The following is a 26,492-nucleotide window of genomic DNA, read 5'->3' on the forward strand; positions in this document are numbered from 1 at the left end:
TCCGGCCTACAATCGACGGTTCATCAGCTTTCTTTCCCTATACGAGCCCATGGCCCAATACGTCTACACCATGAACCGCGTCGGCAAGATCGTGCCGCCCAAGCGGCAGATTTTGCGTGATATCTCGCTTTCGTTTTTTCCTGGCGCCAAGATCGGCGTGCTGGGCCTGAACGGCTCGGGCAAGTCGACGCTGCTGAAGATCATGGCTGGCGTCGATAAAGAGATCGAAGGCGAAGCCATCCCCATGCCGGGCCTGAACATCGGCTACCTGCCGCAGGAACCGCAACTGAACCCCGAGCACACGGTGCGTGAATCGGTCGAAGAGGGCCTGGGCGCCGTCGTTACCGCCAAGAAGCGCCTGGACGAGGTCTATGCCGCGTACGCAGAACCGGATGCCGACTTCGACGCGCTGGCCGCTGAGCAAGCCGACCTGGAAGCCATCATCGCCGCCGCCGCGTCCAGCGGTTCGGACGACATCGAACACCAGATGGAAATCGCCGCCGACGCACTGCGCCTGCCGCCCTGGGACGCCATCGTCGGCAACCTGTCCGGTGGTGAAAAGCGCCGCGTGGCCCTGTGCCGCCTGCTGCTGTCCAAGCCCGACATGCTGCTGCTTGACGAACCCACCAACCACTTGGACGCCGAAAGCGTGGAATGGCTGGAGCAATTCCTGCACAAGTTCTCCGGCACCGTGGTCGGCGTGACCCACGATCGCTACTTCCTGGATAACGCCGCTGAGTGGATTCTGGAACTGGACCGTGGCTACGGCATTCCCTGGAAGGGCAACTACAGCTCCTGGCTGGAACAGAAAGAAGACCGCCTGAAGCAGGAAGAGTCCTCGGAATCGGCCCGCCAGAAGACCATCAAGAAAGAACTGGAGTGGGTGCGCCAGAACCCGAAGGGCCGTCAGGCCAAGGCCAAGGCGCGTCTGGCTCGCTTCGAGGAACTGTCGTCTTACGAATACCAGAAGCGCAACGAAACCCAGGAAATCTTCATTCCGGTGGGCGAGCGCCTGGGCAACGAGGTCATCGAATTCAACAACGTCAGCAAGGCCTATGGTGACCGCCTGCTGATCGACGACCTGAGCTTCAAGATTCCGCCTGGCGCCATCGTCGGCATCATCGGCCCCAACGGCGCCGGTAAGTCCACGCTGTTCCGCATGATCGCGGGCCGCGAGCAACCGGATTCGGGCGAAGTCACCATCGGCCAGACCGTGAAGCTGGCTTATGTGGACCAGTCGCGCGATGCGCTGGAAGACAAGAAGACAGTGTTCGACGCGGTGGCCGACGGCGCCGACATCCTGACCGTGGGCAAGTTCGAAATGTCGTCGCGCGCCTATCTGGGCCGCTTCAACTTCAAGGGCGGCGACCAGAACAAGGTAGTGGGCCAACTGTCGGGCGGTGAACGTGGCCGTCTGCACATGGCCAAGACGCTGATCGCCGGCGGCAACGTGCTGCTGCTTGACGAACCGTCCAACGACCTCGACGTTGAAACGCTGCGCGCGCTGGAAGACGCCTTGCTGGAGTTCCCCGGCAGCGTCATGGTCATCAGCCACGATCGCTGGTTCCTGGACCGTATCGCCACGCACATCCTGGCATTCGAAGGCGAGTCGCAAGTGGTGTTCTTCGACGGCAACTACCAAGAGTACGAAGCCGACAAGAAGCGCCGCCTGGGCGAAGAAGGCGCCAAGCCCAAGCGCCTGCGCTACAAGGCACTGAAGTAAGCCCAAAAATCCCGGCGACGCCGGGATTTTTTTGTGGGCCTGCCTCTTGTAGGATGGGTGAAGCGCGGGCTGGCTTGCACAAAAAACCCGCCGCCCAACGCGCGCAACCCATCACGCAACCGCTGCGTTATGGCCAATCTCCCTCATGATCCACCGTCGCTTGATGGGTTGCGCGCGTTCTATATCGCATTCTTTTCTTTGTCGTATCGCGCTTCACCCATCCTACGACCTGCTGTAGATTCTAGGCATCCACTTGGGAGCCACTCATCATGCTGCTGCAAGCCTCCGATTCCACTTTGCTCATCGTCGATATGCAGGGCAGGCTGATGCCCGCGATTCACGATAACGAAGCCGTGCTGCATACCGCGCACAAGCTCGCGCAAGCCGCGCGGATACTCGATGTGCCGGTTGTCGCCACGGAACACCACGGCAAGATGCTTGGCGTTACCGTGGATCCGTTGCGTGATCTTGTGCAATCCACGTTTCAGAAAATGCACTTCTCTTCCGCGCGCGAACCTGGCTTTGAAGCCTGGTTGCCGGCGGCGCGCAAAACAATTCTGGTGGCCGGTTGCGAAGCGCATATCTGCGTGCTGCAAACGGTAATCGGCCTGGCGGACATGGGCTACCACGCGGTGCTGGTGTCGGACGCCGCGGGTTCGCGCAAGCCCTCGGATCACCATGCGGCGCTGCGCCGCGCGCGGGCGCATGGCGCAGAGATCGTCACATCGGAAATGGCGATATTCGAATGGATGCAAACTTGCGAACATCCGCGCTTTCGCGAGGTGTTACGTCTCGTCAAATAGCCGACGCGTCCTGCAACATCGTCCCTGGGGCACGCAATTATTCTCTCGCCGTTTGACACAATTCCTGGGCAAACCTAACACCGTGCGCCGCGATATTTTGAGATCCTGAAGCTTCTAAACCCATATGGGGACCGCGCGCTCGCGTCAGGTCCATGGTGCGGCCCCGGGGTACAAGAATAGGAGCCTCATCATGAAAATCGCATCTCTTTCCAAAGTCTGTGTCGCACTGGCGATGACCGCCGCCATGGCGGGCTGCTCGTCCTGGGACGGCATGAGCCATCGCCAAAAAAGCACGGTGGGCGGGGCCGCCTTGGGCGGTGTCGCGGGCGCCGTGATCACCAATGGTGGCGTCCTGGGTACGGTGGGTGGAGCGGCGATCGGTGGCGTTATCGGCGATCAGGTCGGCAAGCACTAAACGCCTGCCTCAGATGCAAAACGCCCGGCATTGCCGGGCGTTTTTTTGTGGCCGCGTGGGGCAGCCACGCCACATCACGGTTCGTTTTGCGGCATCTCGATCTTCACTTCCAACACTTCTAGTGTGTCCTGGCGTTCCAGGTGCACCTTGATGTCTTCAGGGTTGATTTTCACGTATTTTGAAATCACCGCGATAAGTTCCTGCTGCAACTGCGGCAGGTAGTCGGGCGAGTCGCCGCGGCCCCGCTCGTGGGCCAGGATGATCTGCAACCGTTCCTTTGCAACGGAAGCGGAAGTTTTCTTTTGACCAAGCAGAAACGACAGGAAGGACATTGCTTACTTGCCTCCGAACAGGCGTTTCAGGAAACCGGGCTTTTCGTAATCGGTAAAGCGCAGCGCTTTGTCTTCGCCCAGGTAGCGGGCCACCACGTCCTTGTAGGCTTCGGAGACGTCGGTCTCTTTCAAGTGAATGGCCGGCAAGCCTTGGTTCGACGCTTGCAGCACGGCTTCCGATTCGGGAATGACACCGATCAGCTTGATGCGCAGGATGTCTTCGATATCGCCCAAGGACAGCATTTCACCGTCGACCACGCGCTTGGGGTTGTAGCGCGTGAGCAGCAGGAATTCCTTGACGGGTTCACCGCCATCCACCGCGCGCTTGGACTTGGCCGCGAGGATGCCCAGGATGCGGTCGGAGTCGCGCACCGACGAAACTTCCGGGTTGGTCACGACCAGCGCGTCGTCGGCAAAATAGGCGGCCATCAGCGCACCCGTTTCGATACCAGCGGGGGAGTCGCAGATGATGTATTCGAAACCCATTTCCTTCAGGTCGTTGATGACCTTTTCCACGCCTTCCTGCGTCAGCGCATCTTTGTCGCGCGTTTGCGAGGCGGGCAGGATGAACAGGTTTTCAAGCTGCTTGTCCTTGATCAGCGCCTGGTTGAGGGTGGCTTCGCCCTGAATCACGTTGACGAAGTCGTACACCACGCGACGCTCGCAGCCCATGATGAGGTCGAGATTGCGCAGGCCGACATCGAAGTCGATGACAGCGGTCTTGTGGCCCCGCATCGCGAGGCCCGCGGAAAAACTGGCGCTCGTCGTGGTTTTACCCACGCCGCCTTTGCCGGAAGTCACCACAACAATGCGTGTCATGACGATCAAACCCTTATGTTCGAAGAAACCGCGTTATCGTAAAGCAAAAAGCCCGTGTAAGGCTTCTTACAGAATGTGTTGAGACTTGATGTTCGATGCTGAACTGCCGCGCTGGCGCGCACGCCGGCAGCGGCCACTGCTTCAGCTTTTCAAGGCTTCGATCCGCAGCGTGTCGCCATCCAGGCGCACCAGCGCCGGCTGGTTGTGCAACGTGCGGTCAAGCTTGTCTTCCACGACTCGGTACACCCCGGCCACGGCCAGCAGCTCCGCGTCCAGATGCGTCGTGAAAATGCGGGCCGATGTGTCGCCGCGCGCACCCGCCATGGCCTTGCCGCGCAAGGGGCCATAAACGTGCACATTGCCATCGGCAATGACTTCGGCGCCCTGGCTCACCATGCCGATCACGACCAGGTCGGTATGTCGCGCGTACACGCGCTGGCCCGATCGCAAGGGTTTGGTGATGACAAGTGCGGACGCCGAATGCGGCGCGGCCTGCGTGGGCGTGGCGGCCGAGGTGGTGCTGCTGGCTTCGCGCGCGGGCATGGGCTCGGCGGCGGGCTTGGCGGGCGTGTCCGTGGTGGAGGTGTCGTTTGACGTAGCGTCGGTAGCCGACGTGTCGGTGGGCGCGGGCGCGGTTTCAACGGCGGCGGCCGGCACCGACGGCACGGGCGTCGACATATCGTTGGGCGGCGCCGTATCGACGACGGGAGCAGGACGCGCGGGCGGGGTGGAAAGCTCTACCGGCGCCAGGCCGGCTTCGCGCGCGGCCACAAGGTTGGCGCCTTCGGCCACCACCCCTATCGCGGGCAGGTTGTGCGCGCGCAGCGCCGCGACTAGCGCGTTCCAATCGATGGCTTCTTCGACGCGGCTGGCGTCGATAACCACGGGTTCGTTTTCAAAGAAGCTGCCGGCGTCGGCCATGCGCTTGGCAAGGGCGGCGGCGAGCCGTTCGGGGTCCGCGCTGTGCAGAACCACCCGGATGGCATAAAGCGTGGCGCTTTTGAAGTCCAGGGCTAGGGATTCAGTGTTCATCTTGATGTCGGCTGCGTGCGGATGCCTTAGCCCTGAGCCCAGGAGTCGCGCAGGGTCACGATGCGGTTGAGCACCGGAGCGGCTTCCGTGGAGTCCTTGAGGTCGGCCGTGAAATAGCCCAGGCGCTCGAATTGCCAGGTGGCGCCCGGCGTGGCGACGGTGCCCGGCTCCAGCCAGGCCGTGACGGTCTGCTTGGAGTTCGGATTCAGGCAGGTCAGGAAGTCCTTGTCACCGCCGTCGGGACGCGCGTCGGCGAACAGGCGGTCGTACAGGTGGATCTGGGCGGCTACCGCATGGGCCGCGCTGACCCAGGTGATGTTGCCCTTGACCTTGACGCTGTCCGCGCCCGGGGTGCCGCTCTTGGTCTCGGGCAGGTATTCGGCCTGGACTTCAACGACTTCGCCCGCTTCGTTCTTGGTGAAGCCGGTGCAGCGCACCACGTAGCCGTACTTCAGGCGCACGGTGTTGCCCGGGAACAGGCGGAAATACTTCTTCGGCGCTTCCTCGCGGAAGTCGTCGCGTTCAATCCAGAGCTCGCGCGACAGCGGGAATTCACGCACGCCGGCTTCCGGATCGTGCGGGTTGCGCGGGGCGGTGCAGAGCTCGGTCTGGCCTTCCGGGTAATTGGTGATCACCAGTTTGATCGGATCCAGCACGGCCACGGAGCGGGCGGCGATGGGGTCGAGGTCGTCGCGCACGGCTTGTTCGAGCAGGCTGTAGTCGATGCGCGAATCCGACTTGGATACGGCGGTGCGGTCGCAGAACAGGCGGATCGAGGCCGGCGTGTAGCCGCGGCGGCGCAGGCCGAAGATGGTCGGCATGCGCGGGTCGTCCCAGCCGTCCACATGGCCTTCGCGCACCAGTTGCAGCAGCTTGCGCTTGCTGGTGACGACGTAGCTCAGGTTCAGGCGGGCGAATTCATATTGGTGCGGCAGCGGCTGGGCCAGCTTGCCCAGCTCGGCCAGGCGCGCCAGGATCCAGTCATAGAACGGGCGCTGGTCTTCGAATTCCAGCGTGCACACGCTGTGCGTGATGCCTTCCAGCGCGTCTTCCACCGGGTGCGCCCAACTGTACATCGGGTAGATGCACCATTGGTTGCCAGTGCGGTGGTGGGTGGCGTGGCGCACGCGGTACATGACCGGGTCGCGCAGGTTGATGTTGGGCGACGCCATGTTGATCTTCGCGCGCAGCACCAGGCTGCCGTCCGGATGCTTGCCGTCGCGCATTTCGCGCAGCAGGGCGATCGATTCCGCGGCCGGGCGGTTGCGCCAGGGCGAATCGGTGCCGGGTTCGGTCAGCGTGCCGCGGTTGGCGCGGATTTCTTCGGGGCTTTGCGCGTCGACGTAGGCGTGGCCGGCTTCGACCAGGGCTTCGGCGAATTCATACATATAGCCGAAGTAGTCGCTGGCGAAGTACAGGTTTTCCTGGCCATCGGCGGCCTTCCAGTCAAAGCCCAGCCAATGCACGGCTTCGATGATGGCGTCGACGTATTCCTGGTCTTCCTTTTCGGGGTTGGTGTCGTCAAAGCGCAGATGACAGACACCGCCGAAGTCGCGCGCCAGGCCGAAATTCACGCAGATGCTCTTGGCGTGGCCGATGTGCAGATAGCCGTTGGGCTCCGGCGGAAAGCGCGTGCGGATGCGGGCCGGATCGGCCACCCCCTGCGCCTGCGCGTCGGCCGGGCCAGGCTTGCCCGCCCAGCGTTTGCCCTGGAAGCGGTTGGCTTCGAGGTCGTCCTGGACGATGTTAAGCAGGAAATTGGATGCAGCTGGGGTCGGCGTCGTGGCGGAGGTCATTCTTGAAAGAATAGGAAAAAGCGGCGACAAAGCGTCAATTTTGCCACGTTCCGCAGCGGGGGCCTTTTTGAACCTCGTGCAACCGGTTTCAAACTGTCCCCACAGCCATGTAACTGGCTCTACACTACGGGCCATCATGGACATATCCACCCTTTCCCTGGCCCGTGCGCAGTTCGTGGCCAGCTTGAGCTTTCTGGCGCTGTTCCTGGCGGTTTCCCTGGCCCTTGCCTGGGTGCTGCTGTTTTTCAAGGTGCGCGCCCGCTGGTCCGGCCGGCCCGGCTGGACCGCCGCCTACCGCTTCTGGGTGCGCATTTTCGCCCTGGCTTTCGTCCTGACCCTGGCCGCGAGCGTGCCCGTGCTGATCCAGATCGGCAGCCTGTGGGCCGGCCTGATGGACAAGATCGGTAATGTGGCTGGCCCCTTGCTGGGCTACGGCATCCTGTCGGTGTTCATCCTGAAGTCATGCTTCCTGGGCGTGATGTTGTTTGGCCAGCGCCGCGTCTCCGATGCCGCGCACACGCTGGCGGTGCTGATGGTGGCGGTGGGCCAGTTGGTGGCGGTGTTCTGGGTGCTGGCCTTGCAATCCTGGATGCAGACGCCCGACGGCGCCATTCTTGTCGACGGGCGCTACCAGGTCTACGACTGGGCGGCCGTGGTGCTGAACCCGTCGGTGGGCTGGCGCATGGCCATGGTTGCGGTGGGGGCGGCATTGGCCGTTTCGTTCCTGATGATGGGCGTGACTGCGTTGCAGGCCTTGCGCCGCCCGCTGGGCGATGGTGAGCGCAATACGTTCAAGACGGCGCTGGTTATCGGTGTGGTGGCGGCGTTCATGCAGATTCCGGTCGCCACCGGCGCCGGTCATGTCATGGCCAAGCTGCAACCCGCCAAGGCCGCGGCGGTGGCGGGCTTCTGGCAAAGCGGCGCCGAACCGCAACTGGTGTTGTTCGGCTGGCCCGACGCGGGCGCCCACACCAATGTGTCGGACCTGACCCTCCGCAATGCGGGTGGGGCCTGGCTGCATCGCAATGCGGAAGGCACCTACGAAGGGATGGACAAATATTCCGGCATGCTGCCGCCCGTGGCCCTGACGTTCTGGTCGCTGCGCGTGGCCGTCGCCTTGGGCCTGCTGATGCTGGCTGTGGCGTGCGTGACGTTTCTGTGGACGTTCCGGCGCGGGATGGACCCGTCGACCCTGCCGGTGTGGTGGCAGCGCGTGCTGTGCGGCATGATGTTTTCGGGCGGCATCGCCGTGGTGGCGGGCTGGTGGGTATCCATCATCGGCCTGCAACCGTTCGTGGTGAATGGCACCATTACGCAATCCGAAGTGCTGGGGCAGGTGCCGGCCAGCACGGTGCTTTACGGATTGGTGGGCTATGGCCTGCTGTATGCCCTGCTACTGGCCGCGTTCACGGGCATGCTGTTCCACGCGGCGCGCTACGGCGTGGTGCCGGTGCGTAAATTGGGCGGAGGTGCGCCATGATCGCCATGCTGGCCGCGTCGCAGGGGCTCAGCCCCGAAGACCCTTCATTCTGGATGCCACTGGCCTTCATGGGGCTGTTGTTCGTGGTGATTGCCGCGGGCATGGTGCTGGATGGCTTTGACCTGGGCGTGGGCATCCTGCTGCAACTGGCGCCCGAACATGAGCGCGGCCGCATGATGTCGCTCTTGAGCCCCTGGCGCGACGCCAACGAATTCTGGTTGCTGCTGGGCATGGGCCTGTTCGCATCGGCTTTTCCTTTTGCGTGGGGCGCGGTGCTGGGCAAGCTGTACGGGCCGCTGACCTTCATGGTGCTGGGCGTGGTGCTGCGCAGCGTGTCGTTCGAATTCCGCATCCGCGCGCGCAACGAGATGAAGCCGCGCTGGATCTTCGGGTTCTGGGCCGGCTCCATCATTACGGCGTTCGGTCAGGGGATGCTGCTGGGGCGTATCGCCACCGGCTACCAATCCGACGCGGGCTATGGCTGGTTCGCGCTGTTCGTGGGCCTGTGCGCCGTGGCGGCCTACGTGCTGCTGGGCGCAACGTGGCTGGTCATGCGGGTGGATGGCGACCTTCAACGCCGCGCGGCCTACTGGGCCCGCCACGCCATCCGCTGGACGGCGGTGGGCATGGTGGCGATTGCGGTGACGCTGGGGCTGGCCAATGCGGGCATCTTCTACAAGTGGAGCAACATCGCCCACCTGAGCCTGGCCGCAACCGTGTGGGTGCTGATGCTGGCGGGGTATGTCGCGGCCGAGATGTTGCTGGCCCGCTTGCCCGGCCGGGCCGAGCGTTTCAGTTGGCTGCCGTTCGTGCTGTGCGTGGGGCTGTTCTTGCTGATGCTGAGCGGTCTGGCCTACAGCCTGTTCCCGTATCTGATCCTGGACGACATGACGCTTTGGGACGGCGCGGGCGCGCTCGGTTCGATGCGCCTGGTCATGGCTGGCGCGGTGGTGGGGGTACCGGTGGTGTTGGTGTTCAACATCCTGGCGTACCGGTCGGTTTTCGGCAAGGAACGCGCCCCGGTCCCGCTATTGCCGCCGCCATCGTATTGATATCGTCCGAACAGTAGGATGGGTGTAGCGCGAGAAGGTCGATGCAAAATCCCCGGCATCGATCGCGCGCAACCCATCATGCAACGCCCCGAATTTTTTGCAATGCGGGCTACGGTGGGGCGGCCGCCTGATGGGTTACGCGCGATTCAGGTCGGCATTCTTCTATGAGGCCTGCCGCGCTTCACCCATCCTACAATCAACGATCACGATCACGGATCACGACCGCGGATCACGGACCACGGCCACGGATGACATCCCGGACCACCCCCCCACACCGCATGACGACCCATCCACGTCCGCACACTCCGCGGAAGTCCCACCGTCACAACACCGGTCTGGCCACCCGCTGCAGAATCTCTTCGCCGTAGGCTTCCAGCTTGCGGGCGCCTACGCCGCTGATGTGGCTCAGGGCATCCATTGACTCCGGTTGGGCCAGGGCGATTTCGCGTAGCGTGGCGTCGTGGAAAATGACATAGGCGGGCACGCCGTGGCTCTTGGCGACTTCGCCGCGCCAGGCGCGTAGCGCTTCAAACACCGGTTGCAATTCAGCCGGCAGGTCAATCGCCGCCGCCTTGGGACGGCCACTGCCCGTTTTGCCCGACTTTGTCTTCTTTTCGGATTCCCGGCGCAGCATCAACTGGCGTTCGCCCTTGAGTACGGCACGGCTGCCTTCCGTCAGCGCCAGGGTGCCGAAGCCTTCGTTGTCGACGGTCAGCAAGCCTTGCGCCAGCAACTGGCGCAGCACGCCGCGCCAGGCGGTGTCGCTCAGGTCTTCGCCCACGCCGAACACGCTCAGGGTTTCATGGCCGTGCTGCTTGGTGCGGTCGGTGACCTTGCCGCGCAGGATGTCGATGATGTGGCCCGCGCCGTAGCGCTGCCCCCGTTCCTTCCACAAGCGATAGACGGCCGACAGCACTTTTTGCGCGGCCACGGTGCCGTCCCAGGCCTGCGGCGGTTCCAGGCAGACGTCGCAGTTGCCGCAGGCGGTGATCTGCTGGCCGAAGTACGCCAGCAGCCGCACCCGCCGGCATTCCACCGTTTCGCACAGGCCCAGCATGGCGTCCAGTTGCTGGCCCAGGCGTCGGCGATAGGACTCGTCGCCGGGGGATTCGTCGATCATGCGGCGCTGCTGCACCACGTCTTGCAGGCCGTAGGCCAGCCACGCCGTGGCGGGCAGGCCGTCGCGGCCGGCGCGGCCGGTTTCCTGGTAGTAGCCTTCAACGGATTTGGGCAGGTCGATGTGCGCCACGAAGCGCACGTCCGGCTTGTCGATGCCCATGCCGAAGGCAATGGTGGCCACCATGACCACGCCGTCTTCCCGCAGGAAGCGGGACTGGTTGGCCGCGCGCACCTGCGGGCTGAGGCCGGCGTGGTAGGGCATCGCGTCTATGCCCTGGTTGCACAGGAATTCGGCCGTCTCTTCGACCCGCGCCCGCGACAAGCCATACACCACGCCGGACTCGCCGTCGTGTTCGGTGCGGATCATCTCCAGCAGTTGCTTGCGCACCTCGTTCTTTTCGACGATGCGGTAGCGGATGTTGGGGCGGTCGAAGCTGGACACGAAATGCCGGGCATCGTCCAGCGACAGGCGCTGTGCGATCTCGGTGCGTGTGTCCGCCGTGGCCGTGGCGGTAAGCGCGATGCGCGGCACATCGGGCCAGCGCTCGTGCAGCATGGACAGGCCCAGGTATTCCGGCCGGAAATCATGCCCCCATTGCGACACGCAGTGCGCTTCGTCGATGGCGAACAGGGCGATGCGGCCGCGCTCAAGCAATTGCAGGCAGCGGTCGGTCAATAGCCGTTCGGGCGCGACGTAAAGCAAATCAAGTTCGCCGGCCAGGAACGCTTGTTCAACGTCGCGGGCCACGCGCCAGTCTTGCGTGGAATTCAGGAAGGCCGCGCGCACGCCAAGTTCCGTCAGGGCGTCGACCTGGTCCTGCATCAGCGCGATCAGGGGCGACACGACGATGCCGGTGCCTTCACGCACCAGGGACGGAATCTGGTAACAAAGCGATTTCCCTCCGCCCGTGGGCATGAGGACCAGCGCGTCACCACCGTCGATCACTTGTTCGACAATGGCTTGCTGGTCGCCGCGGAAGGATTCGTAACCGAAAACGCGCTGCAGGACGCCAAGGGCGCGCGCGTCAGACATGGGGGTAGGCCGGAAGCATCATGGCGGGGATTTTAAGCCGCAATTCCAGGCCGGTTCTTTTCAGGGGGATATTTCCGTCCGCCTTGCGGCCCGGCGCCCCGTGGCACCCCCGTGACCACCAGTTCACTGACTGCCTACCAGCTCAACCAGGTGCCGCGCATGAAGGTGTCCACGGGCATGCTGAGGTTGGCGCGCCATTCGTAGTTGCCCGACACAATGTCGCGGTCGGCGCCCACCGCCAGTTGCACCTTGGGCGCCACGAACATGCTGTGCGACAAACCCACGCGCTGCTCGGCAAGGGCCGAGCCTTCGCGCAGCCCCGAATAGGTGCCGCTGAAGGTGCCCCAGCCGCTGATGGGCACGCCGGCCGAGAAGGTGTTGCGCGACTGGGCGGCCGAGGCCACGCCGCCGGAATAGGTGGACAGGTCACCGAAGCCCGCGCCAATCTGTTCGTTGGTGTAGCCCAGGCTGACCATGTCCGCCACGTCCACGTTGTAGCCAAAGCGGTAGCGCCAGGCGTTGGAAGCGTCGAACGAGCTTTGCGTGGCGCCCGCCTGGAATGTGCCGTATTCGCCCGCGGCATAGGTCGTGCCCAGGCCGCGCGTGGTCAACGCGGGTGCGCTCTGCATCTGGCCTTCCAGGGTGAGCGCCGGGGTCAGCCCGTAGCGCACGGTGCCGGACCCCACCGACGCGCCATAATCCACCGCGCCCGACTGCGCGGTGGGATCCATCCGGTTCAGCTTGCCGACCGACGACGAATAGCCGAAGCTGCCTTCCGGCACCGTGGCGGCCGAGCCTGCCCAGTTGGCAATCTGCAGCCCGCCCACTGGCGCGCTGCTGCCCCAGACGGGCGCATTGGCGTTGATATTGCCCACGGTGAGCGACGGGCCGGACGTGTTCCGGTACACCCAGTTGCGGTCGCCGCCATAGCGCAGGCCGTCCTGGCCGCTGACCGACGCGAACCAGGGGCGGCTCGGGCGCGATACGCCCGAGATCACCACCACCGGCACGCGCGGGATGTCGCTGTCTTCCAAGGCGAAGGAATAGTCGGGCGTGCTGTCTTCAACAACCGCCTCGGGGGCGTTCTCGCATTCCAGCGGGATGTCTTCGCCGTTTCCTGACAGGCTGGATCCCAGTCCGGGAATCGTGGCGGAGTCCCAGCCGTCACCCACGCTGTCCTCTTCACCCCCGCGCACACTGGTGTCCATGGCCGGCTCGGCGACCAGCATCCCGCACAAGGGCGGGTCCAGCGGAACGGCGCGCGCCGCGATCGAGGGCGCGGGACGCACGGGAATCGGCTGTACCGGCGACAGCACGCCGATGCCGCGCGCCACCAGCACTGGCGCGTCCCGCGCGGGCAAGGGGGCAGAAAAGGGGGGCGCATCAACTGGGTCGGCAAGCGCGGCCGACAGCGGGCAAGCCACTCCCGCCGTCAGCGTCGCGTGCAACAACCGTTTGCGCCAGATTGCAGGGGCGACCATAAAATCAGTGTAGAGAGGGGACTTTGCCGTAGCTGTAAACGATTTTTAGTAAACCGGACCAGCGGCAAGACCAAGGGCCCCATTTTAGGGCCGATCAAGCGCGCCAACACACGCCGTACATCATGCAACAGGTCTATTTCAGTTGATTTCTTGCCCCTTGCGGTTGGACGCGCCGCGCCGCACTATGGCGTCCATGGACAATCCTCATACCAAGCTGCTGGTCGTCGACGACGACCCGGCCCTGCGTCAGTTGCTCGCCGACTACCTGAATCGGCACGGCTACGACACCTTGCTGGCGCCGGATGCCACCGATCTGTCGACGCGCATCACCCGCTATGCCCCCGACCTGCTCGTGCTGGACCGCATGCTGCCCGGCGGCGATGGGGCCGACGCCTGCCGCCGCCTGCGCGAGCAAGGCGAAGACATCCCCGTCATTCTGCTGACCGCGCGCGACGAAGCCGTGGACCGCATCATCGGCCTGGAAGCGGGCGCCGACGATTACGTCGGCAAGCCGTTTGACCCGCGTGAACTGCTGGCCCGCATCGAAGCCGTGTTGCGCCGCAAGCGCGGCCCGTCCGCCTTGACCAAGGACGCGCCGGTCACCTTCGGCCCGTTCCTGTTCGACCCGTCCACCCGGCAGTTGTCGCGCGATGGCACGGTGGTCAAGCTGACGGGCGGCGAGATCAATCTGCTGGAAGCCCTGGTGCGCAACGCGGGCAAGCCCCTGTCGCGGGAACGCCTGCTGGCGCTCGCGCGCGATGATGACGCCGGCGAACGCAACGACCGCGCCATCGACATCGCCATCCTGCGCCTGCGCCGCGTGATCGAAGACGACCCGAAACAGCCGCGCTGGATCCAGACCGTTTGGGGCATTGGCTACCGGTTCTCGCCCTGATGCGTTTTCTTGCCCGTTTCCTGGTGCCGCGCTCGTTGCGGGCGCGCTTGATTCTGCTGATCCTGGGCTCCGTCCTGCTGACGCAAGCGGCCACGTTGGTGACGGTGTCGTACTTCCGGCACAAGTTCATGGAAGACGTGGCCATCGGCTACATCGTCACCACCATCCGCACCCTGCGCGCCGCCTTGTCCGAAGTGCCCGCCGAGGACCGTGCCGATTTCGTGCGCACGGCGTCTCAGAACCAATGGCGCCTGTGGTCGCGCGTGCTGCCCGCCGAAGCCAGGCTGCAACGTTTCAATGGACGGCGTCCGCCGCCGCCCCCCCGAGCCTCGCCCCGACCGCCCCCCCCGCCGCCGTCGGACGCCCGCCCGGGCGACCGGCCGCCGCCGGATGGGCATGACGGCGAGCGCGGCGACGAGCGCGGCGATGAGCGCGGCGGCGAGCACGAGATGGGTGTCGATCAGGAAGATACCCGCACCGCCCAGCAACGCGAGGCCGACCGAGTGGCGCACGAAGAGCGCATGCGGCGCCACAACAAACCCGAGCCCGACGACATTCGCCGCGACCTCAAGGCGTTGGTGCAGTTGCTGAACGAACGGCTGAACGATGGCACCCGCGTGGCGCTGTCGCGCGGCCCCGCGCCCGAGATCTTTATCTCGCTGGCGCCCAATTCGGCCAGCGAAGACGTGCCGCGGCTGCGGGAATGGCTGGTGATTCCGCTTGAACGGCTAGACCCCCCCGTGGCCACGCCCTTCATCGCCGCCTGGCTGGGGGGACTAGGCCTGTTGCTGTTGCTGGCCGTGGGCTTCTCCTGGCACATCACGCGCCCCATCACTCGGTTGGCGGATGCCGCTGACCGCTTGGCGGCGGGGCAACCGCAGCGCGTGGAGCCTTCGGGTCCCCACGAGACCCGTGCCTTGGGCGAACGCTTCAACGCCATGCTGGACGCGCTGGCCGAATCCGACTCGGTGCGCCGCACGCTGTTGTCCGGCTTGCCGCACGACCTGAAAGGGCCGTTGTCGCGCATGTGGCTGCGGATTGAAATGGCCGACGATTCCAAGCTGAAGGAAGGCCTGCGTACCGATCTTCAAGACATGCAGCACATGGTGGACCAGTTCATCGGTTTCGTGCGCGGCACGGATCCGGCCGCCTACCGCTATGCGCCTATCGTGTTGTCCGAATGGTTGGCCGAGCGCGTTGGCGCCTGGCATGGCGCCGGTACCGACATCCACCTGAAGTCGGTGGACGACGACGCACCGCTGGTGGTGCAGGCCGACGCGGTGGCCTTGGGCCGCCTGCTGGACAACCTGATCGGCAATGCCCTGAACCACGGCGCCCCGCCGGTAAACGTCAGCCTGCGCCGCGTAGAGCGCGAGGCGGTGCTGGATGTGGCGGACCATGGTCCCGGCATCGTGCCCGAACGCCGCCAGGAGGCGCTACGCCCGTTCAGTCGGCTGGACGATGCGCGCACGCGCACCGGCAGCGTGGGGTTGGGCCTGGCGCTGGCCGAGGCCATTGCGCGCGCGCACGGCGGTTCGCTGGAGCTTCGCCAAGCCGAATCCGGCGGCCTGTGCGTGCGGGTAAGGCTGCCGCTGTCGGAAAACGCCTAGCCCCACCATACGGTACGATGCATCCTGCTTCGTCCCTTGTCGTTTTTCGCACCATGGCCATCCAGTCCGATTCCCTTTCCTCTCGTCCCGACGCCCCCCGCATTGTGGCGCCGCAGCCGGTATCGCCCAACGAGGAATCGATCGAGCGCGCCTTGCGGCCCAAGGCGCTGCAGGAATATGTAGGCCAGCAGCGTGCGCGCGAACAGCTCGAGATCTTCATCGCCGCGGCGCGCAAGCGCGGCGAAGCCCTGGACCACGTGTTGCTCTTCGGCCCGCCCGGGCTGGGCAAGACCACGCTGGCCCACATCATTGCGCACGAAATGGGCGTGCAACTGCGCCAGACTTCCGGCCCCGTGCTGGAACGCCCGGGCGACCTGGCGGCATTGCTGACCAACCTGGAAAAGAACGATGTGCTGTTCATCGACGAAATCCACCGCCTGTCGCCCGTGGTTGAAGAAATTCTGTATCCGGCGCTGGAAGATTTCCAGATCGACATCCTGATCGGCGAAGGCCCGGCCGCGCGCAGCGTCAAGCTGGACCTGCAGCCGTTCACGCTGGTGGGCGCCACCACGCGGGCGGGCATGCTGACGAACCCGCTGCGCGACCGCTTCGGCATCGTGTCGCGGCTGGAGTTCTACAACGCCACGGACCTGGGCCATATCGTGACCCGCAGCGCGGGCTTGCTCAACGCCGTCATCACGCCCGACGGCGCGGCGGAAGTGGCGCGCCGTGCACGTGGCACCCCGCGTATCGCCAACCGCTTGCTGCGTCGCGTGCGCGACTACGCCGAGGTCAAGGCCAGCGGCACCATCGACGCCGACGTCGCCGGCCGCGCGCTGGCGATGCTGGAAGTCGACCCGCAGGGCCTGGACCTGATGGACCGCAAGCTGCTGGAAGCCATCATCCACAAGTTCGATGGCGGCCCGGTGGGCGTGGACAGCCTGGCCGCGGCGATCGGCGAAGAGCGCGACACCATCGAAGACGTGATCGAGCCCTACCTGATTCAGCACGGCTATCTGCAACGCACGCCGCGTGGCCGCACCGCCACGCTGTCCACCTGGCGCCATCTGGGCCTGGCGCCTCCCGCCGGCGCGGCCACCGGCACCGGCGAGCTCTTCAACAAGTAGGCCGGGCGGATACCGGGCAGCAGCTACGGCGCAATCGGCGTGGCGGGTTTATGATCCTGGGGTTTCGACATCCCCGCGATCAAAGGACCGGATTCCCATGCTGCCCGAATTGCCTACCTATGATGACGTCGTGCGCGCCAGCGAGCGCCTGGCCGGCAACGCCCACCGCACGCCCGTCTTGACCTCGGCCACGGCCGACGCCATCAGCGGCGCGTCGATCTTCTTCAAGTGCGAGAATTTCCAGCGCATGGGCGCCTTCAAGTTCCGCGGCGGCTACAACGCCATCGCGCGCCTGACGCCCGAACAGCGCGCCGCCGGCGTGGTGACGTTTTCGTCGGGCAACCATGCGCAAGCCATTGCGCTGGCGTCCAGGCTGCAGGGCGTGTCGGCCACGATCATCATGCCGCTGGACGCCCCGGCGGCCAAGCGCGCCGCCACCGAAGGCTACGGCGGCAAGATCGTCACCTATGACCGTTACACCGAAGACCGCGAACAGATCGCGCGGCGTATCCAGGCCGAAACCGGGGCCACGCTGATTCCGCCCTACGACCATGAAGACGTGATCACGGGGCAGGGTACGGCTGCCAAGGAATTGTTCGAGGAAGTCGGCGAACTGGACTATCTGTTCGTCTGCCTGGGCGGCGGCGGGCTGTTGTCGGGATCCGCCTTGTCAGCCTTTGCGCTCAGCCCGCGCTGCCTGGTGTACGGCGTTGAGCCCGAAGCCGGCAACGACGGCCAGCAGTCGCTGCGCAAGGGTGAAATCGTCCGAATTCCCGCCCCCAAGACCTTGGCGGACGGTGCGGCCACCACCCACCTGGGCAACCTGACCTTCCCGCTCATCCAGAAATATGTGCGCGACATCGTTACGGTGTCGGATGACCAACTGGTCACCACCATGAAGTTCTTTGCCGAACGCATGAAGATGGTGGTGGAGCCCACGGGCTGCCTGGCCGCAGCCGCGGTCATGCAGAACGCGGTGCCGGTGCAAGGTGCACGGGTCGGGGTCATCATCAGCGGCGGCAACGTCGACCTTCCGGCCTACGCCAAGCTACTGGCGTCCTGACCGCCAGCATGGCAGGCGAATGACACGCGCATGACGTTCCTATGACGCGCATCAAGCGGCCCGCACGCCGGGCCGCCGATGCGTGCTTGCGGTTGTTGTCCGTGCAGGGCAGAATCGGGTCTCGATCTTGACGAACAGGGGCTGCGGCATGCGTATCCTTGTCATCGGCGGCACGGGTTTCATCGGCCGTCACCTGATTGCCCGGCTTTCCGGCGACCTGCACCAGATCATCGTGCCGACCCGCCTGTTGGCGCGCGGCAGCGAACTGCAAGTCCATCCCACCACCACGCTCATCCAGACCGACATCCATGACGATGCCGCGCTGGACGAACTGGTCACGGGTTGCGACGTGGTGGTGAACCTGGTGGGCATCCTGCACGGCAACGTCGGCAAGCCCTACGGCTCGGATTTTGCGCGCGCGCACGTACATCTGCCGCAACGCATTGCGCGGGCCTGCCAGCGCCATGGCGTCCGCCGCTTGCTGCACATCAGCGCGCTAGGCGCCGATTCGCAGGGCGACAGCATGTACCAGCGTTCCAAGGGCGATGGCGAAGCCGCCATCAAAAGCGAATTTTCATCCGGCAACGACGGCGGCTGGACCATTTTCCGTCCGTCGGTCATCTTCGGCCCGGACGACAATTTCACCAATATGTTTGCATCACTGGCTCGCTGGCTGCCGGTCTTGCCCTTGGCCGGCGCGCACTCGCGCATGCAACCGGTGTATGTGGGCGACGTGGTGGCAGCCATGGCGACGGCGCTGGGCGATACCCACACCTGCGGCAAGACGTACGAGTTGGGTGGGCCGCAGATCTACACGCTGGGCGAGATCGCCCGCTTGTGCGCCGCCTGGAGCGGTAACCCGCGGCCCGTGATTCCCGTGCCCATGGGGGTGGGGCGCATGCAGGCGCGCCTGTTCGAGTGCATGCCGGGCGAACCCCTGATGTCGCGTGACAACCTGGATTCCTTGCGCCGCGACAACATCTGCGTGGGTCCGATCGCGCCCGAATTGCATGTGGTGCCGACGGGCCTGGAGGCCGTGGCGCCACGTTATCTGCAGCGCACTACCCAGGCTTAGCGCGCCAGTGCCTTGAGCGCCTGCTTGATGCCGTCGGACACGCCCACGCCTTCGGGCAGCGTCTTCAACGCCGACAGCGATTCCTTTTCCGAATAGCCCAACGCCAGCAGCGCGTTCAGGATGTCCGACTGGTTGTCCGGCGTGGCGTGCGAGCTGGCGCCGATGTCCGCGCCAAGCTTGCCGCGCATTTCCAGCAACAGCCGTTCGGCGGTCTTCTTGCCGATGCCGGGCACGCGCGTCAGGCGACCGGTTTCCTGCAAGGTGATGGCCTGCGCAAGGTCAGCCACCGACATGCCGGACAGCACCGACAGCGCCGTGCGCGCGCCGATGCCGCTGACCTTGATCAGCTCGCGAAACGCGCTGCGTTCGCTGGCGGTGCCAAAGCCGTAAAGGATGTGCGCATCTTCACGCACCGTCAGGTGGGTATAAAGCGTGACGCGCGCGCCAGTCTCCGGCAGCGAATACAGCGTGCTCATGGACACGTCGATGTCATACCCCAAGCCGCCCACGTCCACGCAGATGGTGGGAGGCAGCTTTTCGATCAGGGTTCCGGTAATGCGTCCGATCATGGTGATGATGGCCTGGTAGCAATGGCGCGCGCGGAATGCGCGGCGAATGCGGGCATTCTATACGCGCAAGAGGCAGTGCGAGGCGGGTGGGTGACTTGTCCGCGCGCAGTACTTGAATGCCGCGCGGCACTTGGCGGGAATCAGCCGATCAAGCGGCCGTTGCGAAAGCGGGTCTTGCCGCCCATGCGCAATGCCGTGCCCAGCTGTTCCAGCTTGTCCTGCAAGGGGCCGACGTGCGCGTGGCAGATGGCGCAGGCCAGGGCGTCGGCAGAGTCGGGCGCGGGCACGCCGTCCAGCGACAGCAGATGCTGCACCATCATCTGCACCTGCTCCTTGGCGGCGCGGCCGGTGCCCACCACGGCCTTCTTGATCTGCAAGGCCGTGTACTCATGCACCGCCAGCGAACTGTCCGCCAAGGCGCACAGCGCCGCGCCCCGGGCCTGGCCCAGCAGCAGCGTGGACGCGGGGTTGGTGTTCAAAAAGACGATTTCAAGCGCGGCGACGTCGGGTTGCGTGTCGCGCGCCACTTCGCGCAGATTGTCCAGAATGACTTTCAGGCGCTCGGCCAGCGTCAGCGCCGGCGGGACCACGATGGTCCCGCTGGCCACGTAGCGCAGCCGCGAGCCCTCGGCATCGATCACACCGAAGCCGGTGCGGCGCAAGCCGGGATCGATGCCCAGGACGCGCATCAGTGGCGGAAGTGGCGGGTGCCGGTCAGCACCATGGCGATGCCGTGCTCGTCGGCCGCCGCGATGACTTCATCGTCACGCATGCTGCCGCCGGGCTGGATGACGCAGGTCGCGCCCGCCGCCACCACCACGTCCAGGCCATCGCGGAACGGGAAGAAAGCGTCCGACGCCACGGCCGAGCCTTGCAGCGTCAGGCCGGCGTTTTCCGCCTTGATCGACGCAATGCGCGCCGAGTCGATGCGGCTCATCTGGCCGGCGCCCACGCCCAAGGTCATGCCGCCGCCCACGAAGACGATGGCGTTGGACTTGACGTATTTGGCAACCTTCCAGGCGAAAGCCAGGTCGTTCATTTCCTGCTCGGTGGGCTGGCGCTTGCTGACCACCTTCAGGGCATCGCGCGGCACGTTGTAGGCGTCCGGGCTTTGCACCAGCCAGCCGCCACCCACGCGCTTGATGTCGAAGGCGTTCTGGCCCACGCCCATCGGCACTTCCAGCACGCGCACGTTCTTCTTGGCGGCCAGGATGGCCAGCGCGGCGCCGTCATAGGCCGGGGCCAGCAGCACTTCCATGAACTGGCCGCTGACGGCTTCGGCCGTGGCCGCGTCCACCGGGCGGTTGAAGGCGATGATGCCGCCGAACGCGGACGTCGGGTCGGTCTTGAACGCTTGCTGGTAGGCGCCCAGCGTGTCGGCTGCCACGGCCACGCCGCAGGGGTTGGCGTGCTTGACGATGACGCAGGCGGGCGCGTCGAAGCTGCGCGCGCATTCCCATGCGGCGTCGGCGTCGGCGATGTTGTTGTAGGACAGTTCCTTGCCCTGCAGTTGGCGGTAGTTGCCCAACAGGCCGGCCGGACGCTGCGCGTCCACATAGAAGGCGGCGGTCTGGTGGGGGTTTTCGCCATAACGCAGCGCTTGCTCTTGCTTGACCTGCAAGGTCAGCGTGCCGGGCCATTCGTTACGGGCCGGCACGGCTTCCTGGGCCGGCTCGGCTTCGGCGAGGCTGGTCAGGTAGGCGGCGATGGCACCGTCGTAGGCGGCCGTGTGGGCGTAAACCTTCGAGGCCAGCGCCAGGCGCAGGCCATAGGACGTGCTGCCGTTCTTGTCCATTTCGGTCAGCACGCGCGAATAGTCCACCGGGTCGATCACGACCGTCACGCCCCCCGCTTCGGTGCCGTGGTTCTTGGCGGCCGCGCGCAGCATGGCCGGGCCGCCGATGTCGATGTTCTCGACCGCGTCGGCAAACGTGCAATCAGGCTTGGCCACCGTTTCACGGAACGGGTACAGGTTGACCACCAGCATGTCGATGCGATCGATGCCCGCTGCCTTGATGGTGTCCATGTGCTCGGCGCTGTCGCGACGGGCCAGGAGGCCGCCGTGAATCTTGGGGTGCAGCGTCTTGACGCGGCCATCCAGGATTTCCGGCGAACCGGTGTGGGCGGCCACTTCGGTGACGGTCAGGCCGGCGTCGGCCAGCAACTTGGCGGTGCCGCCGGTTGACAGCAGGCGCACGCCACGCGCGGCCAGGGCGCGGGCAAATTCAACGATGCCGGTCTTGTCGGACACCGAAAGCAGGGCGGTTTCGATTTTCATGGTGGGGGACGGGAGTCGGGCGGTGCGCCTTTCTCGTTCAGGTCAGGATGGGAAATCGGCGTGGGAGAGGGTGGCGCCCGCCGGGGGGCCGCCCTCGCGGAAAAGCTATACCTGGATATTGTGCGCCAGCAACTTCTTGCGCAGGGTGTTGCGGGTGATGCCCAGCATTTCAGACGCGCGCGACTGGTTGCCGCCTGATCGCTCCAGCGCCACTTCAAGCACCGGGCGTTCAACGCAGCGCATCACCATGTCCCACATATCGTGGGGCTCGGATTCACCCAAGTCTTCGAAATAGCGCTCCAGGCTGGCGCGCACGCATTCTTCCAGGACATCTTTCTTGCTCATTTGAGTACAGATATTTTTATGTTGGTGTTGAGGCGGTCATGCCGCCAGCAGGGCTTCTGCGACCGGCGCCGGGTGGGGCTCGCCGTCGCGCGAGAGGGTGTCGAACCAATCCGACACCGCCCGCCACTGGTCGCGGGTATTGTCGATCAGGTTCATGCGGGCGCAGAACGAATCCGCGCCCGGCAGGCCGTCCAGGTACCAGCCGATATGCTTGCGCGCCGTGCGTACGCCGGTGTGCTCGCCATAGAAGCGGTAGTGGTCGTCGAGATGTTCAAGCAACAGCTCGCGCATTTCCCCATGGGAGGGCGGGGCCAGTGATACGCCCGTGCGCAAATAGTGATCGATTTCGCGGAAGATCCAGGGACGGCCCTGTGCCGCCCGGCCAATCATGACCGCGTCGGCGCCAGTGTAATCCAGGACGTGCTTGGCTTTTTCAGGAGAGTCGATATCTCCGTTTGCGATCACGGGGATGGTCAGCTCGGCCTTGACGGCGCGGATAGTGTCATATTCCGCCTCGCCCGTATAGAGGTCGGCGCGGGTGCGGCCGTGCAGCGTCAGGGCCGCGATGCCGGCATTTTCGGCCAGCTTGGCCACGCGCAAGGCGTTGCGGCTGTCTCGGTCCCAACCCGTGCGGGTCTTCAGGGTGACCGGCACGCCCAGCGGCGCGCAGGCCGACACCACGGCGTCCAGAATGCGGACGATCAGGTCTTCATGGCGCAGCAGCGCCGACCCCGACGCCACGTTGCACACTTTCTTGACCGGGCAACCCATGTTGATGTCGATGATGCGCGCGCCCTTGCCGGCATTGAAAACGGCGGCCTCGGCCATCATGGCGGGGTCGGCGCCCGCGATCTGGACCGAAATGGGGGCAATTTCGCCGTCGTGGTTCAGACGGCGCGACGTTTTGACGCTGTCCCACAGCTTGGGGTTGCTGGCGGCCATTTCGGACACGGCATAGCCCGCCCCCAACTTCTTGCAAAGTTGACGGAACGGACGGTCCGTCACGCCCGCCATGGGCGCGACTAGAACGTTGTTGGGAAGGGTCCACTGGCCTATGCGCATGGTCACATTTTAACCGGCTCGATCAAACCCCCATTTTTCGAGGGCGATCGCTTGGTAACAAGAAGGGAGAAATCAGGCGGATCCGGCCCCATTCCTGGGGCCGATTTCAGGGCGTACCTCAGGCCCCTTCTCAGGGCCGGATCGCGAGATCGGATGGGGGGAGGGTCAGGCGCGGAAACCTTGCAGCAGATGCTGGGCCAGCGGGGCGCGCAACGGCGAAGCCAGATCCATTCCCAGCAAGGCCAGCCCGCAGGCATGTTCCACCGGGGCCAGACCGGTCGCGAACACGCGCGGCATCAAATCAGTCAGACCCGCGGTGATGGCGCGGTCGATGTGGCGGGCCTGGGCGAACTCGGTCAACAGGGACGACGGGCTGGATTCGGGCCGGGCCAGCCAGCCGGTCAGCGTCTGGGCCAACCGGGCGGCGTCGCGCAAGCCCAGGTTCAGGCCCTGGCCGGCGACGGGATGCAGGGTCTGGGCGGCGTTGCCGATGGCGGCCACGCGCCCGTGCACCTGGGCGCGGCGGGCGGCCAGCGCCAGCGGAAAAACGTGGCGGGGCGCTTGGCTGGATAGCCGGCCCAGGCGGTCGCCAAAGGCGGCGGACAGCGCCGACGAAAACGCCGTGTTGTCCAGCCCGGCCAGTTCCTGGGCTCGTTCCGGCGCGCTGCACCAGACCACCGAATAGGCGTCCGGCGTCTGCGGATGAGGCAGCAGGGCCAGCGGGCCTTCGGAAGTAAAGCGTTCCCAGGCCCAGCCTCGGCGTGGCAGCGTGGCGTGGGCGGTCGTCAGTACGGCATGCTGGCCATAGTCGCGGCGCACGTCGGTGGCGCCCGCGCCGTCGGACTGCACGGCGATCTGGCACAGCAGGGTGTGGTCGCCTTGCGTGATGTGCACGCCGTCCGCGTCCTGGCGTTCGATCACGGCAGACGGGCCGGGCAGCACGGTGACGCCACAGGCCGCCACGCGCTCGTCCAACTTGGCGTGCAAGCCGGAATAGGCCACCACGCTGCCCAACTGCGGCACGCCGAAATCCGTGTGCTGAATGACAGTGCGGCCCAGCCGTCCGCGCTGCGACACATGGATGTTGCGGATATCAGCCGACCGCTCGGGCCAGGCCTGCAACGATTCCAGCAACACGCGGCTGCCGTGGTTCATGGCCAGCACGCGGGGATCCGCGGCAGGCACGGCGGCGGGGGTGGCCGGGGCCGGCGCGGTGCCGGAGAGCAGGGCGATGCGCGCCGGGTCCGGCGCCACACGCGCCAGCATCAGGGCCAGCACGCGGCCTACGGGGCCGGCGCCAAGAATCGCAATGTCGAAGGCGGATGCAGTCATGCCGGGATTTTAACCGTCCACTACAATCCGGCACAGCCAGCGCGGCCGGCCGCGCCTCAGCCTTTACGGTTGATCCCCACCCTTTACGGCAGATCCCCATGACGCAGGTTCAGGCTTCCCCTTCACTGTCCGCCGCACCCGCCCGACGTCCGCGCGGCAAGGTCGCCGTGGGGCTGCTGGCTTGCCTGTTCGGTTGGCTGGGCGCGCACTGGTGGTATCTGGGTCGCCGTTACGCTTGGGCGGTGACGTTGCTGGCGGCAGTCAGCCTGTTCTGTGCGTTCCGCTATTACCCGGTCTGGTACGACAACCCCGCCTTCTTTCTGTTGTTCATTCCGATGATCGACGGGTTCATTGAAAGCGCGGTGTTTTCGCTGATGTCCGACGAGAAATTCGACCGGCGCTACAACCCCGGGCAGAGCCGGCCCACGTCCACGGGCTGGGGGCCGGTGCTGGTGGCGCTGCTGGCGTGCCTGGTGGGGTCGGTGGTGTCGATGTTCGCCATCGCCATGGTGGTGGTCTACGTCTGGGTGGCCATGGGCTGGCTGGACGGCCTGGTGCTGTAGTTCCAGTCCACGCGCGGTTTCTCTCGCCCGCCCGCCCGCGCCTATTCGCGCATCAATGCTTCGATCTCGGTGGCCTCCACCGGCACGCCGCGCGTGATCAGTTCGCAGCCTTCGTCCGTGACCAGGGCATCGTCTTCCGTGCGGATACCGATGTTCCAGTAGCTTTCCGGCACGTCGTCCGCCGGACGCACGTAGATGCCCGGTTCAATCGTCAGCATCATGCCGCGTTCCAGCTTGCGCCACGGCCGATCGCCGCCTTGCGCGGGGCCGGGCTGTCGGTAGTCGCCCGCGTCATGGACGTCCAGGCCCAGCCAATGGCCGGTGCGATGCATGTAGAAGCGGCTGTAGTCGCCGGATTCCAGCACGCCATCCAGCGACCCTTTCAGTAATTTCAAATCCAGCATGCCTTGCGCCAGCACGCGCAAGGCGGCTTCGTGGCCATCATTGAACGTGCGTCCGGGGGCTGTCGCGGCCGCGGCGGCTTGCTGGGCCGCTACCGTCAGGTCATACAGCGCGCGCTGCGGGCCGCTGTAGCGTCCGTTCACGGGGAAGGTCCGGGTGATGTCGCTGGCGTAGCTGTCGACTTCGCAGCCTGCATCGATCAGGACCAGGTCCCCATCGCGCAGCACGGCTTCGCCGGCCGGGTAGTGCAGCACGCAGGCATTGGCGCCCGCGGCCACGATGCTGTTGTAGGCCACGGCTTGCGCGCCGTGGCGGCGGAATTCGTACAGCAATTCCGCTTCAAGCTCGTACTCGTGCATGCCGGGGCGGGTGACCCGCATGGCGCGCGCGTGGGCACCGGCCGATATCTTGGCGGCGCGCCGCATGGTGGCGATTTCGGTCGGGTCCTTGATCAGGCGCATTTCCGCCAACCAGGCGCGGATGTCCTGTTGGCGGGCGGGCGGCGCGTGGCCCGCGCGGCCTGCGTCGCGCGCGGCGGCCAGCCAGCGGTGCAGGCGCCCGTCACTGCGCTTGTCGCCCGCCAGCGGCGCATAAAGCGTGGGCTGGTCCTGCATCAGTTTGGGAATCAACTCCTCCAGCGCATCGATCGGATGGGCATCGTCAAAGCCGAAGTACTCGGCCGCCGCCTCGGGGCCGAACCGCTTGCCTTCCCAGATTTCATGTTCAACATGGCGCGGCCGGCAGAACAGCAATGCGCGGTCCGTGGCGCCCGCGATCAGCACCAGCCAGGCCCCGGGTTCGGTAAAGCCGGTGAGGTAGAAAAAATCGCTGTCGTGGCGGTACGGAAATTCGGCGTCGCGGTTGCGGATGGCTTCGGGGGCGGTCGGCAGGATGGCGATGCCGCCGCCATCGGCGCGCATCCGTTCCATCAGGCGTTGGCGGCGGGCGACGAACGGGGCGATGTCGGCGGAAGGCAGGCTCATGGCGGGCAGGGGCGCGAACCCCGCGAAAGATGTGGATTCGGCTTACTTTACCCCGCTATCGCGCGCAAACAACAGCGGATGCGGATCCCGCGAGCCTGGCACG

Annotated in this window: 24 protein-coding genes; 11 read left to right on the forward strand and 13 right to left on the reverse strand. The window is 65.5% G+C overall.

Annotated features, from left to right (window positions below; genetic code table 11):
- Nucleotides 1-49 precede the first annotated feature (49 nt).
- From ettA to P8T11_RS24620, 3 genes are all read left to right on the forward strand, one after another.
- Nucleotides 50-1,723, forward strand: a complete 1,674-nt coding sequence (gene ettA / locus P8T11_RS24610; RefSeq protein ID WP_268079601.1) for an energy-dependent translational throttle protein EttA — start codon at nt 50-52, stop codon at nt 1,721-1,723.
- A gap of 269 nt (nt 1,724-1,992) precedes the next feature.
- Nucleotides 1,993-2,526 carry an isochorismatase family protein gene (locus P8T11_RS24615; protein WP_268079600.1) on the forward strand — a complete coding sequence of 178 codons (534 nt, stop codon included), beginning with the start codon at nt 1,993-1,995 and terminating at the stop codon, nt 2,524-2,526.
- A 190-nt stretch (nt 2,527-2,716) separates the two neighbouring features.
- Nucleotides 2,717-2,941, forward strand: a complete 225-nt coding sequence (locus tag P8T11_RS24620; RefSeq protein WP_268079599.1) for a glycine zipper 2TM domain-containing protein — start codon at nt 2,717-2,719, stop codon at nt 2,939-2,941.
- A gap of 74 nt (nt 2,942-3,015) precedes the next feature.
- Here P8T11_RS24620 and minE read toward each other — a convergent pair whose 3' ends face one another.
- From minE to P8T11_RS24640, 4 genes are all read right to left on the reverse strand, one after another.
- Nucleotides 3,016-3,273, reverse strand: coding sequence for a cell division topological specificity factor MinE (gene minE / locus P8T11_RS24625; protein WP_050448917.1), 258 nt, complete (start codon nt 3,271-3,273; stop codon nt 3,016-3,018).
- 3 nt (nt 3,274-3,276) lie between these two features.
- The gene (gene minD, locus P8T11_RS24630; protein WP_100852948.1) at nt 3,277-4,092 is read right to left on the reverse strand and encodes a septum site-determining protein MinD; all 816 of its coding nucleotides are present in this window, start codon (nt 4,090-4,092) and stop codon (nt 3,277-3,279) included.
- A 141-nt stretch (nt 4,093-4,233) separates the two neighbouring features.
- The gene (gene minC, locus P8T11_RS24635; protein WP_268079598.1) at nt 4,234-5,124 is read right to left on the reverse strand and encodes a septum site-determining protein MinC; all 891 of its coding nucleotides are present in this window, start codon (nt 5,122-5,124) and stop codon (nt 4,234-4,236) included.
- Nucleotides 5,125-5,150: 26 nt separating this feature from the next.
- On the reverse strand, nt 5,151-6,920 hold the full coding sequence (locus tag P8T11_RS24640) for a glutamine--tRNA ligase/YqeY domain fusion protein (RefSeq protein ID WP_268079597.1): 1,770 nt from the start codon (nt 6,918-6,920) through the stop codon (nt 5,151-5,153).
- A 136-nt stretch (nt 6,921-7,056) separates the two neighbouring features.
- Between P8T11_RS24640 and P8T11_RS24645 the strand changes: the two genes are divergently transcribed.
- Together P8T11_RS24645 and P8T11_RS24650 are read left to right on the forward strand one after the other, a co-directional pair.
- Entirely contained in the window at nt 7,057-8,400 is a 1,344-nt protein-coding gene (locus P8T11_RS24645) for a cytochrome ubiquinol oxidase subunit I (protein ID WP_268079596.1), read from the forward strand.
- On the forward strand, nt 8,397-9,452 hold the full coding sequence (locus tag P8T11_RS24650) for a cytochrome d ubiquinol oxidase subunit II (protein WP_268079595.1): 1,056 nt from the start codon (nt 8,397-8,399) through the stop codon (nt 9,450-9,452). Before P8T11_RS24645 ends, P8T11_RS24650 begins: the two co-directional genes overlap by 4 nt.
- Nucleotides 9,453-9,774: 322 nt before the next feature.
- Here the strand turns inward: P8T11_RS24650 and recQ are convergent, their stop codons facing one another.
- Both recQ and P8T11_RS24660 read right to left on the reverse strand, forming a co-directional pair.
- Nucleotides 9,775-11,604 (reverse strand): DNA helicase RecQ, encoded by a 1,830-nt coding sequence (gene recQ / locus P8T11_RS24655; RefSeq protein ID WP_268079594.1) that lies wholly within the window; start codon nt 11,602-11,604, stop codon nt 9,775-9,777.
- Nucleotides 11,605-11,738: 134 nt separating this feature from the next.
- Nucleotides 11,739-13,052, reverse strand: a complete 1,314-nt coding sequence (locus P8T11_RS24660) for a fimbrial protein (protein ID WP_268079593.1) — start codon at nt 13,050-13,052, stop codon at nt 11,739-11,741.
- A gap of 226 nt (nt 13,053-13,278) precedes the next feature.
- Here P8T11_RS24660 and P8T11_RS24665 point away from each other — a divergent pair, with 226 nt between their 5' ends.
- The 5 genes from P8T11_RS24665 (at nt 13,279) to P8T11_RS24685 (ending at nt 18,855) form a co-directional block, all read left to right on the forward strand.
- Nucleotides 13,279-13,980 carry a response regulator gene (locus P8T11_RS24665; RefSeq protein WP_050448961.1) on the forward strand — a complete coding sequence of 234 codons (702 nt, stop codon included), beginning with the start codon at nt 13,279-13,281 and terminating at the stop codon, nt 13,978-13,980.
- Entirely contained in the window at nt 13,980-15,590 is a 1,611-nt protein-coding gene (locus tag P8T11_RS24670; RefSeq protein ID WP_268079592.1) for a sensor histidine kinase, read from the forward strand. The genes P8T11_RS24665 and P8T11_RS24670 overlap by 1 nt, the downstream gene beginning before the upstream one ends.
- Nucleotides 15,591-15,643: 53 nt before the next feature.
- A complete protein-coding gene (ruvB, locus tag P8T11_RS24675; protein ID WP_100852941.1) occupies nt 15,644-16,717 on the forward strand; it encodes a Holliday junction branch migration DNA helicase RuvB in 1,074 nt (357 codons plus the stop codon).
- A gap of 97 nt (nt 16,718-16,814) precedes the next feature.
- Nucleotides 16,815-17,780, forward strand: coding sequence for a threo-3-hydroxy-L-aspartate ammonia-lyase (locus tag P8T11_RS24680; protein ID WP_268079591.1), 966 nt, complete (start codon nt 16,815-16,817; stop codon nt 17,778-17,780).
- 148 nt (nt 17,781-17,928) lie between these two features.
- On the forward strand, nt 17,929-18,855 hold the full coding sequence (locus P8T11_RS24685) for a complex I NDUFA9 subunit family protein (protein WP_268079590.1): 927 nt from the start codon (nt 17,929-17,931) through the stop codon (nt 18,853-18,855).
- Here P8T11_RS24685 and ruvA read toward each other — a convergent pair.
- From ruvA to P8T11_RS24715, 6 genes are all read right to left on the reverse strand, one after another.
- Entirely contained in the window at nt 18,852-19,424 is a 573-nt protein-coding gene (gene ruvA, locus P8T11_RS24690; protein WP_268079589.1) for a Holliday junction branch migration protein RuvA, read from the reverse strand. The two genes, P8T11_RS24685 and ruvA, sit on opposite strands and share 4 nt — an antisense overlap.
- A 140-nt stretch (nt 19,425-19,564) precedes the next feature.
- Nucleotides 19,565-20,113, reverse strand: coding sequence for a crossover junction endodeoxyribonuclease RuvC (ruvC, locus tag P8T11_RS24695; protein WP_268079588.1), 549 nt, complete (start codon nt 20,111-20,113; stop codon nt 19,565-19,567).
- A complete protein-coding gene (gene purH, locus P8T11_RS24700; RefSeq protein WP_268079587.1) occupies nt 20,113-21,702 on the reverse strand; it encodes a bifunctional phosphoribosylaminoimidazolecarboxamide formyltransferase/IMP cyclohydrolase in 1,590 nt (529 codons plus the stop codon). The genes ruvC and purH overlap by 1 nt, the downstream gene beginning before the upstream one ends.
- A 105-nt stretch (nt 21,703-21,807) precedes the next feature.
- Nucleotides 21,808-22,047: a helix-turn-helix domain-containing protein gene (locus P8T11_RS24705; RefSeq protein WP_006217670.1), complete on the reverse strand. Its 240-nt coding sequence runs from the start codon at nt 22,045-22,047 to the stop codon at nt 21,808-21,810.
- 36 nt (nt 22,048-22,083) lie between these two features.
- Nucleotides 22,084-23,109 (reverse strand): tRNA dihydrouridine synthase DusB, encoded by a 1,026-nt coding sequence (dusB, locus tag P8T11_RS24710; protein WP_167401075.1) that lies wholly within the window; start codon nt 23,107-23,109, stop codon nt 22,084-22,086.
- Between the two features lie 165 nt (nt 23,110-23,274).
- Nucleotides 23,275-24,441, reverse strand: coding sequence for a UbiH/UbiF/VisC/COQ6 family ubiquinone biosynthesis hydroxylase (locus P8T11_RS24715; protein WP_268079586.1), 1,167 nt, complete (start codon nt 24,439-24,441; stop codon nt 23,275-23,277).
- A gap of 98 nt (nt 24,442-24,539) precedes the next feature.
- On the opposite strand from P8T11_RS24715, the gene P8T11_RS24720 reads away from it, so the two are divergent.
- Nucleotides 24,540-25,004, forward strand: a complete 465-nt coding sequence (locus P8T11_RS24720; protein ID WP_268079585.1) for a TM2 domain-containing protein — start codon at nt 24,540-24,542, stop codon at nt 25,002-25,004.
- 41 nt (nt 25,005-25,045) lie between these two features.
- Here the strand turns inward: P8T11_RS24720 and P8T11_RS24725 are convergent, their stop codons facing one another.
- Nucleotides 25,046-26,389, reverse strand: a complete 1,344-nt coding sequence (locus P8T11_RS24725) for an aminopeptidase P N-terminal domain-containing protein (protein WP_268079584.1) — start codon at nt 26,387-26,389, stop codon at nt 25,046-25,048.
- Between the last annotated feature and the right edge of the window lie 103 nt (nt 26,390-26,492).

The organism is Achromobacter spanius, assembly GCF_029637605.1.
Taxonomy (GTDB): Bacteria; Pseudomonadota; Gammaproteobacteria; order Burkholderiales; family Burkholderiaceae_B; genus Achromobacter; species Achromobacter spanius_E.